Origin of the sequence: Pseudomonas sp. Q1-7 (genome assembly GCF_028010285.1) — a bacterium.
Lineage (GTDB): Bacteria > Pseudomonadota > Gammaproteobacteria > Pseudomonadales > Pseudomonadaceae > Metapseudomonas.
Window position 1 is genome coordinate 341419 of record NZ_CP116304.1, and the last position, 14113, is coordinate 355531.

The following is a 14113-nucleotide window of genomic DNA, read 5'->3' on the forward strand; positions in this document are numbered from 1 at the left end:
GAGGCGCCGCGGCCTGAGGTCGCGGCATGACGGCCATGAATCAAGGGCACGACAGCATGCAGCCAGGCGGCGTCTGGGCCTTGAAACCCCTGGCCGACATGACGACAGCGGAGTTCCACGACTGGCAGAAGCTGCTCGAGGAACGTACCGGCGTGGTGGTCAACGACCAGCGCCGTTCCTTCCTCCAGGCCAACCTCAGCGCGCGGATGCGTGAGCTCGGGGTGCAGGATTACGCCAGCTACTATCGGCAGGTCACCGACGGTCCGCGTGGCGCGGTGGAGTGGTCGACCCTGCTGGACCGCCTGACCGTGCAGGAAACCCGCTTTTTCCGTCACCCGGCATCCTTCGAGCTGCTTGCCGACTACTTGCGCGGCCGCGTCGAGGGAGGCCTGGCGCGGCCCCTGGAGATCTGGAGCGTGGGTTGCTCCAGCGGTGAAGAGCCCTATTCCCTGGCCATGCTGGCGGCCGAGGCGCTTAGTGGTACCGAACAGCCGAACTACTACGGCGTGACCGGCACCGACATCAGCCTCAGCGCCCTGGCCAAGGCCCGCGAGGGCCTGTACGGCGCCCGGCGTCTGGAACAACTGGATGCGGCGCTCGCCGAGCGCTATTTCCAGGTGCAGGAAGACGGTCGCTACAAGGTAGTGCCGAGCCTGGCCGCGCGGATGTGTTGCGCCCGGCTCAATGTGCTGGAACTGGCCAAGGCGCCAATGTCCGGCATGGACGTAATTTTCTGCCAGAACCTGTTGATCTACTTCCGCCGCTGGCGCCGCCGGGAAATCCTCAACCGCCTGGCCGAGCGCCTGGCGCCGGGAGGCCTGATGGTGCTGGGCGTGGGCGAAGTAGTGGGTTGGCAACATCCGGACCTTGAGCCGGTGGCCAACGAACAGGTTCTGGCATTCACCCGGAAGGGATAGCAGACGGCTATGACTGATCGGCACGACTACGTCGCCCTCGAGTGGGTCAAGGGCGAGATCGCGGAAACCCTGAAGCAGGCGCGGCAGGCCCTGGAGGCCTTCGTCGAAAACCCGCAGGACCCGACACGGATGCGCTTCTGCCTGACCTATATCCACCAGGTCCAGGGCACGCTGCAGATGGTCGAGTTCTACGGCGCGGCCCTGCTCGCCGAGGAAATGGAGCGCCTGGCCCAGGCCCTGATGGAAGACCGCGCGGCCAACCGGGGCGAGGCCCTGGAAGTGCTGATGCAGGCCATCCTGCAACTGCCGCCCTATCTGGACCGCATCCAGAGTGCGCGCCGCGACCTGCCGATGGTCCTGCTACCGCTGCTCAACGACCTGCGCGCTGCCCGTGGCGAGAACCTGCTGTCGGAAACCAGCCTGTTCGCCCCGGACCTCTCTCGCGTGCTGCCAGCCCTGTCCATGGACACCCTGGCGCGGATGCGTACCGCCGAGCTGTCGGTGCTGCTGCGCAAGCTGCGGCAGATGCTGCAGACGGCCCTGGTGGGCGTGATCCGCAACCAGGACCTGGCCGCCAACCTCGGTTACATGGCACGGGTCTTCGCCCGCCTCGAATCCCTCTGCCAGGATGCGCCGCTCGGCCCGCTCTGGCAGATCGCCTCCGGCCTGGTGGAAGGCCTGGCCAACGGCTCGGTGGTCAACGGCTCCTCGGTGCGCAACCTGCTGCGCCAGGTGGACAAGGAGCTCAAGCGCCTGCTGGAGCAGGGGGCCGATGGTTTCAACCAGGCGGCGCCGGAAGAGCTGGTGAAGAACCTGCTGTTCTACGTCGCCAAGGCGCCGGCCCAGTCACCGCGCATCCGTGCCCTGAAGGAGCGCTACCGCCTCGACGAAGCCCTGCCGGATACCTCCGTGGTCGACGAAGAGCGCGCCCGCCTCGCCGGCCCCGACCGCGATGCCATGCGCTCGGTGGTGACCGCCCTCTGCGAGGAACTGGTGCGGGTCAAGGACAGCCTCGACCTGTTCGTGCGCAGCGATCGCAGCGGCGTGGCTGAGTTGGACGCCCTGTTGCCGCCGCTCAAGCAGATCGCCGACACCCTGGCGGTGCTCGGTTTCGGCCAGCCGCGCAAGGTCATCCTCGACCAGATCGACGTGATTCACGGCCTGTCCCTCGGCCAGCGCGAACCCAGCGATGCGGTGCTGATGGATGTCGCCGGTGCGCTGCTCTACGTCGAAGCCACCCTGGCCGGCATGGTCGGCCCGGTGGAAGAAGGTGCTACCGAAGAGAGTCACCTGCCCACCACCGATGTGGCACAGATCCACCAGTTGGTGATCAAGGAGGCGCGCAACGGCCTGGAACAGGCCAAGGACGCCATCATCGAGTTCATCGCCTCGCAGTGGAATCACGAACACCTGGCCCGTGTGCCGGAGCTGCTGACCCAGGCCCGGGGTGGTCTGGCGATGATCCCCCTGCCGCGCGCCGCTGCCCTGCTGGGCGCCTGCAACCGCTATATCCAGGAGCAACTGCTGGCGCGCAAGGCCGTGCCCAACTGGCAGAGCCTGGATACCCTCGCCGATGCCATCACCAGCGTCGAGTACTACCTCGAACGCCTGTCCGAAGACCATGCCGCCCAGGGCGACCTGATCCTCGACGTGGCCGAGGAAAGTTTGGCCACCCTGGGTTATCCGCTTCAGGAGAAGCCCTCCATCCTCGATCGTGTGGAGGAGGACGAGACCCCCGCGCCCCTGGCCGATCCGTTGCAGGAAATCGAAGTGCTGGCTGCCGAAGAGTCGGAGCTGCAGCAGCATCTGGACCCGGACGATGAACCGGAAGCGCAGATGCCCGAGAACCTGGCCCACGAGCCGGCTACCGAAAGCCCCGATCGTGGTGTGGACGCTCCGCCGGAACTGCCCGCAGCGCCCGAGACGCTGGCTGCCACCAGCGAACTGCTGGTTTCCGACGACAACTGGAACCTGGGCGAGGCTGACGCCGAGCCGACTGTCGAACACATCGACTTCAGCCTGGACGCGCCGCTGGAGCTTGCCGTAGCGCCCGAGGCGCCGGCTGCCGATAGCGAACGGCCGGTCCCCGACGAGAACTGGAGCCTGGGCGAGTTGAGTGCCGACCCGGCGCCCGGCCTTGGTGCGTCGTCCGAAGCCGGCCTGGCCCTGGCGCTGGAGGGCGAGACTCTGCCCGGCCTCGACCTGGCTGAGCTGGACAGCCTGCCGACTGAAACCGAACTGCCGGTGGCGGAGGAGGGCGAATTGCTCGACCTCAGCCTCGACACGCCTTTGGAGTTCGACGCAGGCCAGCCCCTGCCCAGCTTCGACCTGGCCGACCTGGAGGAGCTGCCCGCAGCCTTGCCGGGTGACCCGTCCGCCCTCGACATGCCGCAGGAAACCCCTGACGAGCTGCCGGGGCTCGATTTCGACGAACTGGAAAGCCTCCCGGCCGCCGAACCGCTGGCCGAACTGGACGTGCTGAGCCTGGAAGACCTGCCGGCGCCCCTGGAGTGGGACGAAGCCTCCCTCGCCGAACTCGGTCTGCCGGAGGTGGAACTGCCGGAAGCGCTGCCGGAGGAGCCCGTGCAGGCGCCCGCCGCCGAGCGGCCGCTGTCCCTGGCCGAAGTCATGGCGGCGCCGGTACCGGCGTTCAACCCGCCGGCCCGTGAGGTGCCGCCAAGCCTGCTACCGCCTCCCGCCGACGAGGAGCCGGTGGACGACGAACTGCAGGAAGTCTTCATCGAAGAGGCCGGTGAGGTGCTGGAAACCCTGGGCGAACAACTGCCGCGCTGGTGCGCTGACAGCACCGATCGCGATGCCCTGGGCGAAGTGCGGCGTGCTTTCCACACCCTCAAGGGCAGCGGTCGCATGGTGCGCGCGCTGGTTATCGGCGAGCTGTCCTGGTCGGTGGAAAACCTGCTCAACCGCGTGCTGGATCGCAGCATCGAGGCCGATGAGCCGGTGCGGCAAGTCGTCCAGGATGTGGTCGATCTGCTGCCGGCACTGGTCGAGGAATACGCCGCCAAGGCCCAGCGTCAGCGTGACGACGTCGACCAACTGGCCGCCGCCGCCCACGCCCTGGCCAAGGGGCAGAGCCTCCCAAAATCTGACGCCCCGGGTTCAGAGCTGGCTGTCGAGCCCGCGGGCGAGCCGCACGCTCCGGCGGTCACCGAGTCCGGCGATGCGCTGGACCCGCAATTGCTGGACATTTTCCGCAACGAGGCCGAGCTGCACCTGGACACCCTTGCCGGCTTCATCAAAGCCTGCGACCAGGAGCTGCCCCAGGCGATCAACGACGACCTCCAGCGTGCCCTGCACACCCTCAAGGGCAGCGCGCACATGGCCGGCATCCTGCCGATCGCCGAGATCGCCACGCCCCTGGAGAAGCTGGCCAAGGAATACAAGACCAACCTGCTCAGCATCGACCTCTCCGAGGCCGAACTGCTGCGGGATGCGCTGGGCCTGCTGCGCCAGGGCGTGGCCCAGCTGGACAATGCACCGCTGGCGTCGATTCCCGGCACCGAGGCGCTGCTGGAGCGCATCCGCCAGTTGCACCAGAACCGCCTGGACGCTGCCAACGCCGCCCGGCGCGACGACAAGGGCGAGAGTCGCGATCCGCAGATGATCTCCCTGTTCCTCGCCGAAGGCATGGACATCCTGCTGGACGCCGAGGATTTGCTGCGCCGCTGGCGCGAGCATCCGGCCGAGCGCCAGGAACTGGGCGCCTTGCTGGAGGAGCTGGATACCCTCAGCCGGGGCGCCGAGATGGCCGAGCTGCCGCAGATGGAGGAACTCTGCGAAGCCCTGCTGGACGTCTATGGCGCCGTCGACGAAGGCAGCCTGCCGGTCAGCGAGCGCTTCTTCAGCGAGGTCGAGGCCGCGCACGAGGCGCTGATCGGCATGATGGACCAGGTGGCCGCCGCGCTGGAAGTCACGCCCCAGCCCGAACGCGCCCAGGCCCTGCGCAATCTGCTGCAGGAGGTGGTGGACCCGGTGGCCCTGGCGCTGCTGGAACCCGGCATGCCCGACCTGGAGATCGAAGAGCTGGACGCGGAAGGCATCGACTGGCCGACCGGCGAAGACAGCCCGACCTTGCCGGAACCGGCCGACCTCGACGCGCAGGCGGCGCTCGATGCCGACCCGCTGGATGAAGTGCCGGCCGACCTGGATGAGGAAATGGTGTCCATCTTCCTCGAAGAGGCGGTAGACATCCTCGACAGCGCCGGCAAGGCCCTGGAGCGCTGGCTCGGCGAACCGGACAACAATCCGGCGCTGCTGGCCCTGCAGCGGGACCTGCATACCCTCAAGGGCGGTGCGCGGATGGCCGAGATCCGTCCCATCGGCGACCTCGCCCACGAACTGGAGTCCCTGTACGAAGGCCTGGTGGATCGTCGCTATAGCCATTCGCCGCGCCTGGCCGGCCTGCTGCAGAACAGCCATGACTGCCTCGCCTCGCTGCTGGAGCAGTTGCAGGCACGCCGGGCCCTGTCCGATCCGCTGCAGCTGATCCTGGACATTCGCGGCTTCCGCCAGGGCGGTGCGCAGAGCCTGTCCGCGGCGGTCGTGCGGCCGCAGCCCGAACTGGAAGAAGAAACCGCCGACCTCGACGCGCCGCATGCCGCCGCCAACGACGCGCAGGTGGATGAGGCCCAGGGCGAGTCGGAACGCTACGTCGAGATGCCCCTGGCCCAGTTGCTCGACATGCGAGCCGCCGAAGAGCCGACCGGTTACGCCTTGCCCGAACCGCAGGCATTCGATAGCGAGCAGGACCCGGAGCTGGTGGAAATCTTCCTCGAGGAGGGTTTCGACATTCTCGACAGCGCCGGCACGGCCCTGCAGCGCTGGATCGAGGCCCCGGACAACAGCCTCGAAGTCGAAGCCCTGCAACGAGACCTGCATACCCTCAAGGGCGGTGCGCGGATGGCCGAGATAGGCGCCATCGGCGACCTCGCCCATGAACTGGAATTCCTCTATGAAGGCCTCTGTGGCGGCCGACTGCGCGCCAGTCCGGCGCTGTTCAGCCTGCTCCAGGCCTGCCAGGACCGTCTCAGCGAAATGCTCGACGCGGTGCGCGCGCGCCGCCCATTGCCGGACGGCCAGGCGCTGATCGACGCCATCCAGGGCTGGCGCGCCAACCCCGGCGAGCAACTGAGCATCCCCGCCACCGTGCAACTGCAGCCGGCGGCGGAGGACGACCTGGATAGCCTGGCCGAGGCGGAGATCCTCGATATCTTCCTGGAGGAGGCCGACGACCTGCTGGAGGCCATGGAAGCCGCCATCGGCCAGTGGGAAGAGGCCCGCGAGGACGGCGCCCCCCTGGATGAACTGCTGCGTGTGCTGCACACCCTCAAGGGTGGCGCGCGGCTGGCCGGGCAGAAGCGCCTGGGCGATCTCACCCATGACCTGGAAGAACACCTGATCGAGGCCCAGCAACAGGGTGCGCCCTGGCCGGACAGCCTGTTCCTCGATGTGCAGTCCGGCTACGAGGGCCTGCAGGCCGAGCTGGAGGAGCTGCGTCAGCAGCTGGACCAGAGCCTGGCCGAGGACCTGCCGCCGCCGTCGGCACCGGCGGAGGTACCGGCGCTGGCCGGTCCGATCATTGCCGCCAGTTCGCAGCCCCAGGCCGTCCTCGAAGAGCGCGTGCTGCCTTTCGTCCGCCGGGCCCAGGACGCGGCCCAGGAGGCCGCCGCCCGCCGCGCGCCTCAGGAATTGGTGAAAGTGCCGGCCGAGCTGCTGGAGGGCCTGGTCAACCTGGCCGGCGAAACCTCCATCTTCCGGGGCCGCGTGGAGCAGCAGGTCAGTGACTTCAGCTTCACCCTGAGCGAAATGGAAGCGACCATCGAGCGGGTGCGTGACCAACTGCGCCGTCTCGACACCGAGACCCAGGCGCAGATCCTCAGCCGCTACCAGGCCGAGGCCGAACGGGCCGGCTACGAGGATTTCGATCCGCTGGAAATGGACCGACACTCGCAGTTGCAGCAGCTCTCGCGGGCACTGTTCGAGTCCGCGTCCGACCTGCTCGACCTCAAGGAAACCCTGGCGGCGAAGAACCGCGATGCCGAGACCCTGCTGTTGCAACAGGCGCGGGTGAACACCGAGCTGCAGGAAGGCCTGATGCGCACCCGCATGGTGCCCTTCGACCGCCTGGTGCCGCGCCTGCGCCGGATCGTCCGGCAGGTGGCCAGCGAACTGGACAAGCAGGTGGAGTTCGTCGTCGGCAACGCCGAGGGCGAAATGGACCGTACCGTGCTGGAACGCATGGTCGCGCCGCTGGAACACATGCTGCGCAACGCCGTCGACCACGGTATCGAAAGCCCCGAGCTGCGCCGTGCCTCGGGCAAGCCAGAGCCCGGCACCATCCGCCTGAACCTGGGTCGCGAGGGGGGCGACATCGTCCTGACCCTGGCCGACGACGGTGCCGGCATCAAGCTCGAGGCGGTACGCCGCAAGGCCATCGAGCGCGGCATGATGGACGCCGATTCCGACCTGTCGGACCACGAGGTGCTGCAGTTCATTCTCGAACCGGGCTTCTCCACCGCCGACAAGGTCACGCAGATCTCCGGCCGTGGCGTCGGCATGGACGTGGTGCACTCCGAGGTGAAGCAGCTCGGCGGCAGCATGAGCATCGATTCCACGCCGGGCGAGGGCAGCCGCTTCCTCATCCGCCTGCCGTTCACCGTCTCGGTGAACCGTGCGCTGATGGTGCTCTCCGGTGAGGACCTCTACGCCATTCCGCTGAACACCATCGAAGGCATCGTGCGGGTCTCCCCTTACGAGCTGGAGACCTATTACCAGCCGGATGCGCCGCGCTTCGAGTATGCCGGGCAGAACTACGAGCTGAAGTACCTCGGCGACCTGCTCGGCAACGGCCAGCAGCCCAAGCTGGTGGGCCAGAGTCTGCCGCTGCCGGTGATCCTGGTGCGTTCCAGCGAGCACGCGGTGGCGGTGCAGGTGGACGCCCTGGTGGGCTCCCGCGAGATCGTGGTGAAGAGCCTCGGCCCGCAGTTCGCCGGCGTTCACGGGATCTCCGGCGCCACTATCCTCGGCGACGGTCGCGTGGTGGTGATCCTCGACCTGCTGGCGACCATCCGCTCGCGCCACGCGCACCTGGTGCAGCCGCAACTGCGCTCGGCCAGCGCCCACCTGCTGCCGGCGGAAGCGGACCTGGAGCGTCCGCCGCTGGTGATGGTGGTGGACGACTCGGTGACCGTGCGCAAAGTCACCAGCCGCCTGCTGGAGCGCAACGGCATGAACGTGCTCACGGCCAAGGACGGGGTGGACGCCATCGCCCTGCTGCAGGAGCAGCGACCGGACATCATGCTGCTCGACATCGAGATGCCGCGCATGGACGGCTTCGAGGTGGCGACCCTGGTCCGCCACGACGAGCGCCTGAAGGACCTGCCGATCATCATGATCACCTCGCGTACCGGCGAGAAGCACCGCGAGCGTGCCATGTCCATCGGCGTCAATGACTACCTGGGCAAGCCTTACCAGGAGTCCCTGCTGCTCGAAACCATTCAGCATCTGGTCAAACGGACATGACAGAGAAGACTTCTGCACGCATCGCCGTGCTTGCCGACACCTCGCTGCAGCGCCATGTGCTGCAGCAGGCGCTGACCGGCAACGGTTACCAGGTGGTGCTCAACAGCGACCCCGCCCGCCTCGACGAACAGGCCCTGAGCGCCTGTGAGACCGACCTCTGGCTGGTGGACCTGGCGCTTTCCGAGGATTCGCCCCTGGTGGACAACCTGCTGGAGCGCGCCAGCGCGCCGGTGTTGTTCGGCGAAGGCCATGCTCCCGAGCGCCATTCCGAGCACTACCCGCGCTGGGAGCGGCGCCTGTTCGGCAAGCTGAAGAAGCTGGTCGGTGACCCGGCGGTGGCGGTGGGACCGAGTCTGGAAATCCTGCTGGCCGAGGCCCAGCGCCCGGCGCGCCTGGAGCTGCCCAAGGCCCTGGCCGACACGCCGCTGCAAGCCGGTGAGCCGGCGCGCCAGGTATGGCTGCTGGCGGCTTCCCTGGGCGGCCCTGCGGCGGTCAAGGCCTTCCTCGACGCGCTACCCGGCGGCCTGCCGGTCGGGTTCCTCTACGCCCAGCACATCGATCCCGGCTTCGAGGCCGCGTTGCCGCAGGCAGTCGGGCGCCATAGCCAGTGGCACGTCAACCAGGCCCGTCACGGTGACGCCGTGCGCTGCGGCGAGGTGGTGGTGGTGCCCATCGGTCGCGAACTGAATTTTACCGATGACGACCACATGCAGGTGGTCGACCGGCCCTGGCCGGAACCCTACAGCCCGTCCATCGACCAGGCCATGCTCAACCTCGCCCAGCGCTTCGGCGCCCAGTGCGGCGTGATCGCCTTCAGCGGCATGGGCAGCGACGGCAGTGCCGCGGCCGCCTACCTGCGCCGTCAGGGCGGCCTGATCTGGACCCAGAGCGCGGAGAGTTGTGCCTGTTCGAGCATGCCCGACAGCCTGCGCGAAGGCGGCTACAGCAGCTTCAGTGGCGACCCGCGCGAGCTGGCGGCGAAACTGGTCGAACATCTGGCCGCGCAGACCCTTGCCCAGGAATTCAAATGAGCCAAGCCGTTACCACCCAGAACAGCACTGCCAGCCTTACCGGGCTGCTGCTGCCGTTGTCCGACCGTACCCTGCTGGTGCCCAACGTGGCCCTGGCCGAACTCATTCCCTACCGCGCGCCCCAGGCGACGCCCGGCCTGCCCGCCTGGCTGCTGGGGCAGGTGGCCTGGCGTGACCTGCGCCTGCCGCTGCTGTCTTTCGAAGCCGCCGCCGGCGGCGAGGTGAAAGTCGGCTCCGGGGCTCGGGTGGCGGTGCTCAACGCCCTGGGCGGCCGCCCCCATGTGAAGTTCATCGCCCTGCTGCTGCAGGGCATTCCCCGCTCGCTGAAGCTGGAGGAGGACCTGCCCCGCGCGAACGCGCCGTTGGCGGTACTCGAACTGGATGCGGTTCAACTGGGTACCGACGTGGCGAAGATTCCCGATCTGGTGGCTCTGGAACAGATGTTGGCGGATGCGGGCCTGATCTGAAACGGCGGCAGAGCCGGATTAAAGCGCTTGAGGCTGAAGGCTCAACGAAAAAGTCCGGCGTGGTACCTGTAGGTTGGGTAGAGGAACGAAACCCAACACGCAGGCGCCGATAACAGCGCTGACGGCTTGAGGCTGAACGCAACGCGGGTGTGGGAGTTCATTCGCGAAGGGCAGAAGACTGCCTTCAGCCTTCAGCCTTCAGCCTTCAGCCTTCAGCCTTCAGTCTAAAAATCGCCCCACAACTGCTGCGCGACACTCAGCGCCACCACCGGTGCGGTTTCGGTGCGCAACACCCGCGGGCCCAGCCTCGCAGCGTGGAAGCCGGCGGCCTTGGCCGCGTCCACTTCCGTTTCGGAGAGGCCGCCCTCGGGGCCGATGAGGAAGGCCAGGCGCCCCGGTCGGGCGTGGCTGGCCAGGGGTTCCGCCACCGGATGCAGCACCAGCTTGAGGTCCGCTTCGACCTGGCGTTGCCAGTCGGCGAGGGTCACCGGCGGATGGATCACCGGCAGCACCGAGCGGCCGCACTGCTCGCAGGCGCTGATGGCCACCTGGCGCCAGTGGGCCAGGCGCTTGTCGGCGCGCTCGTCCTTCAGGCGCACCTCGCAGCGCTCGCTGACGAGGGGGCTGATTTCCGCCACGCCCAGCTCGGTGGCCTTCTGGATCGCCCAGTCCATGCGCTCGCCACGCGACAGGCCCTGGCCCAGGTGTACCCGCAACGGCGATTCGGCCATCCCGGCGAAGGTTTCCCGCAGGTCCACCCGCACCGCCTTCTTGCCCACTTCCACCAGCTCGCCGAGGAACTCCTGGCCGGAGCCGTCGAACAACTGCACGGCGTCGCCGGAGGCCAGGCGCAGCACGCGGCCGATGTAGTGGGCCTGCGCTTCGGGCAACTCGTGCTGGCCAAGGGAGAGCGGGGCGTCGATGAAGAAGCGGGAGAGGCGCATGGGGCGTTCGGGCCGGCAAGGGACAGGCGCGCAGTGTAAGGCCTGGCGCGCCGTCCGTGTTACCCGTCCGCGATCAGCCCGGGTCGCGGTGGTTCGGGTGCAGGTCCGTCGCCACCGGCACGCTGACGGCCTCGCGGGTGGCGATGTCGATGCCTTCGCTGGCCACCTCGGCGAGAAAGTCGATCTGCTCCTCGGTGATCACGTAGGGCGGCAGGAAGTACACCACGTTGCCCAGCGGACGCAGCAGGGCGCCGCGCTCCAGGGCATGCTGGAACACCTTCAGGCCCCGGCGTTCCTGCCAGGGGTAGGGGGTCTTGGCGGCCTTGTCCTGGACCATCTCGATGGCGAGTACCATGCCGGTCTGGCGCACTTCGGCCACGTTGGGGTGATCCGTCAGGTGGGCGGTGGCGGTGGCCATGCGCATGGCCAGCTTGCGGTTGGCCTCGATCACCCGGTCCTGCTCGAAGATGTCCAGGGTGGCCAGGGCCGCGGCGCAGGCCAGCGGGTTGCCGGTGTAGGTGTGGGAATGGAGGAAGGCGCGCAGGGTCTGGTAGTCGTCGTAGAAACCCTGGTAGACGGCTTCGGAGGTGAGCACCGCGGCCATCGGCAGGTAGCCGCCGGTGAGCGCCTTGGACAGCACCAGGAAGTCAGGGGCGATGCCGGCCTGCTCGCAGGCGAACATCGTGCCGGTGCGGCCGAAGCCGACGGCGATCTCGTCGTGGATCAGGTGCACGCCGTAGCGGTCGCAGGCCTCGCGCAGCAGCTTGAGGTACACCGGGTGGTACATGCGCATGCCACCGGCGCCCTGGATCAGCGGCTCGACGATGACCGCCGCGACCTCGTCGTGGTGTTCGGCCAGGGTGCGTTCCATATGGGCGAACATGGCGCGGGAGTGTTCCTCCCAGCACATGCCCTCAGGACGCAGGAAGCAGTCCGGGCTCGGTACCTTGAGGGTGTCCAGCAGCAGCGATTTGTAGGTTTCGGTGAACAGCGCCACGTCGCCCACCGACATCGCCGCCACGGTTTCGCCGTGGTAGCTGTTGGTCAGGGTGACGAAGCGTTTCTTGCGTTCCAGGCCCTGGTTGCGCCAGAAGTGGTAGCTCATCTTCAGCGCCACTTCGATGCCGGAGGAACCGTTGTCGGCGTAGAACACCCGGTCCAGGCCCTTGGGGGTGATCCTCACCAGGCGCTCGGACAGCTCGATCACCGGCTGGTGGCTGAAGCCGGCGAGGATCACATGTTCCAGCTGGTCCACCTGGTCCTTGATGCGTTGGTTGATGCGCGGGTTGGCGTGGCCGAAGACGTTGACCCACCAGGAGCTGACGGCGTCCAGGTAGCGCTTGCCCTCGAAGTCTTCCAGCCAGACGCCTTCGCCGCGGCGGATCGGCACCACCGGCAGGCGTTCGTGATCTTTCATCTGGGTGCAGGGATGCCAGAGCACGGAAAGGTCGCGCTGCATCCAGTCGGCGTTGAGGCCCATGAGTCGTTCTCCTGTAGCGATCGACGAAGCCTATGCAATGCCTCGTCCCCGAACAAGCGGGACGCCCCCGGCTCGCCGCGCGGCACGTCTGGCCCGGTTGCCGGGGCTGGCGTATCCTGCGCGCCAATTCAGCACGACACGGCCTCACCGAGGGGGATTTTCATGCCTGCAGCCTGGCGCGCCTTGGCGCTCATCGTATTGGGGGGGCTTGGTGCGACGGCGCTGGCCAAGGACAAGCAGCCGACGGCCATCGTCATCGGCGGCGGCATGGCGGGCCTGACATCGGCTTACGAACTGCAGCAGAAGGGCTGGCAGGTCACCCTGCTGGAGGCCAGACCGAGCCTGGGCGGCCGCTCGGGGCTTGCGGCCAGCGAGTGGGTCGGCAGCGCCAGGCTGCAGCCGACCCTTTACCGTTACCTGGAGCAGTTCAAGCTCAAGGCCGTACCCGCGCCGGATTACGTGCGCACGCCGGGTTACCTGGTGAACGGCCACTACTTCACCGAGGCCGACCTGCTCAAGGAAGCGCCCAGCACGGTGGAGGGCCTGAAGCGCTTCGACAAGAGCCTGGACGACCTGGCCGCCGCCATCGACGACCCGATGAAGCCCCTGGCCAACCACACCCTGCAAAGCCTGGATGCCATCAGCGTCGCCCGCTGGCTGGAGAAGTTGAGCCTGCCGCCCACCGCCAAGGCGCTGGTGGACCAGCGCATCCGCTCGCGCTACGACGAGCCGTCGCGCCTGTCGCTGCTCTATCTCGCCCAGCAGGCCCGCGTCTATCGCGGCCTGCCGGACACCGAGATGCGTGCCGCGCGCCTGCCGGGCGGTAGCCAGGGCCTGGCGCAGGCCATGGCCAAGCAGATCAGGACCATCAAGACCAACGCCCGCGTCTCCGCCATCGTGCAGGAGCAGGACAGCGTTACCGTCAAGGTCGGCGGTACCGGCTACAAGGCCGATTACGCCGTGCTCGCCGTGCCCCTGCCGGCCCTCGGCAGGATCAGCCTGACGCCGTCCCTCTCGGCCTTGCAGCTGCGCGCCCTGAAAGACATCAACTACGGCTGGCGCGATCAGATGCTGCTGCAGTTCAAGAAACCGGTCTGGGGCAAGAGCCGCCTCTCCGGCGAGGTCTACAGCGACCAGGGCCTGGGCATGCTGTGGGTCGAGCCGGCCCTCAAGGGCGGCGCCAATCTGCTGATCAACCTGTCCGGCGACAATGCGCGCCTGATGCAGGCCTTCGGCGACCGGCAGATGGTCGACCAGGTGCTGATCCGCTTCGACAAGTACTTCCCGGGCGCCCGCGAGCAGTTCAAGGGCTACGAACTGCGCCGCTACGGCAAGGACGCCCTGGCTGGCGGCGCCTACCTGGCCTACGGTCCGGGCGAGATCAGCCTGTACTGGCGCTTGTGGGAACAACCGCTGGGCCGCGTGGTGTTCGCCGGCGAGCACACCGACGCGCTCTATCCGGGCACCCTGGAAGGCGCCCTGCGCAGTGGCCAGCGCGCCGCCTCCCAGGTGATCGACCTCAAGGCCGGCAAGGTGGTCGGCGCGGTCGAGGCCAAGGCCGAGACCAGCCCCGCGGCGGCGCCCAAGGCGCCCGCTGGCGAGGAGAAGAAAGGCTTGTTCTCGCGTTTCTTCAACTGACCGATATCCGGCGGCGAGTCATTCGCCGCCGGTCTCCTTCCGCGCGCCGTTCGGCAGCGCCCGACGAACTTTCAGGCCTTTCCTTCGACAAAGT

The 14113-nt window shown here is 67.9% G+C and carries 7 protein-coding genes; 5 read left to right on the forward strand and 2 right to left on the reverse strand.

The genetic code is table 11. The features are described from left to right. Positions 1 to 56 precede the first annotated feature (56 nt). From PJW05_RS01645 to PJW05_RS01660, 4 genes are read left to right on the forward strand one after another with little or no spacing between them, the layout of a single operon-like run. Entirely contained in the window at positions 57 to 917 is an 861-nt protein-coding gene (locus PJW05_RS01645; protein ID WP_271412160.1) for a protein-glutamate O-methyltransferase, read from the forward strand. A 9-nt stretch (positions 918 to 926) separates the two neighbouring features. Continuing rightward, positions 927 to 8459: an Hpt domain-containing protein gene (locus tag PJW05_RS01650; protein ID WP_271410210.1), complete on the forward strand. Its 7533-nt coding sequence runs from the start codon at positions 927 to 929 to the stop codon at positions 8457 to 8459. Then, a complete protein-coding gene (locus PJW05_RS01655; protein WP_271410211.1) occupies positions 8456 to 9490 on the forward strand; it encodes a chemotaxis protein CheB in 1035 nt (344 codons plus the stop codon). Before PJW05_RS01650 ends, PJW05_RS01655 begins: the two co-directional genes overlap by 4 nt. Next, the gene (locus tag PJW05_RS01660; protein WP_271410212.1) at positions 9487 to 9957 is read left to right on the forward strand and encodes a chemotaxis protein CheW; all 471 of its coding nucleotides are present in this window, start codon (positions 9487 to 9489) and stop codon (positions 9955 to 9957) included. Before PJW05_RS01655 ends, PJW05_RS01660 begins: the two co-directional genes overlap by 4 nt. Positions 9958 to 10181: 224 nt before the next feature. Here the strand turns inward: PJW05_RS01660 and PJW05_RS01665 are convergent, their stop codons facing one another. Both PJW05_RS01665 and PJW05_RS01670 read right to left on the reverse strand, forming a co-directional pair. Beyond that, on the reverse strand, positions 10182 to 10901 hold the full coding sequence (locus tag PJW05_RS01665) for a 16S rRNA (uracil(1498)-N(3))-methyltransferase (protein WP_271410213.1): 720 nt from the start codon (positions 10899 to 10901) through the stop codon (positions 10182 to 10184). A gap of 73 nt (positions 10902 to 10974) precedes the next feature. After that, positions 10975 to 12381 carry an adenosylmethionine--8-amino-7-oxononanoate transaminase gene (locus PJW05_RS01670; protein ID WP_271410214.1) on the reverse strand — a complete coding sequence of 469 codons (1407 nt, stop codon included), beginning with the start codon at positions 12379 to 12381 and terminating at the stop codon, positions 10975 to 10977. 162 nt (positions 12382 to 12543) lie between these two features. Here PJW05_RS01670 and PJW05_RS01675 point away from each other — a divergent pair, with 162 nt between their 5' ends. Then, complete coding sequence (locus PJW05_RS01675; protein ID WP_271410215.1) at positions 12544 to 14019, forward strand: flavin monoamine oxidase family protein; 1476 nt, start codon at positions 12544 to 12546, stop codon at positions 14017 to 14019. Positions 14020 to 14113: the final 94 nt, after the last annotated feature.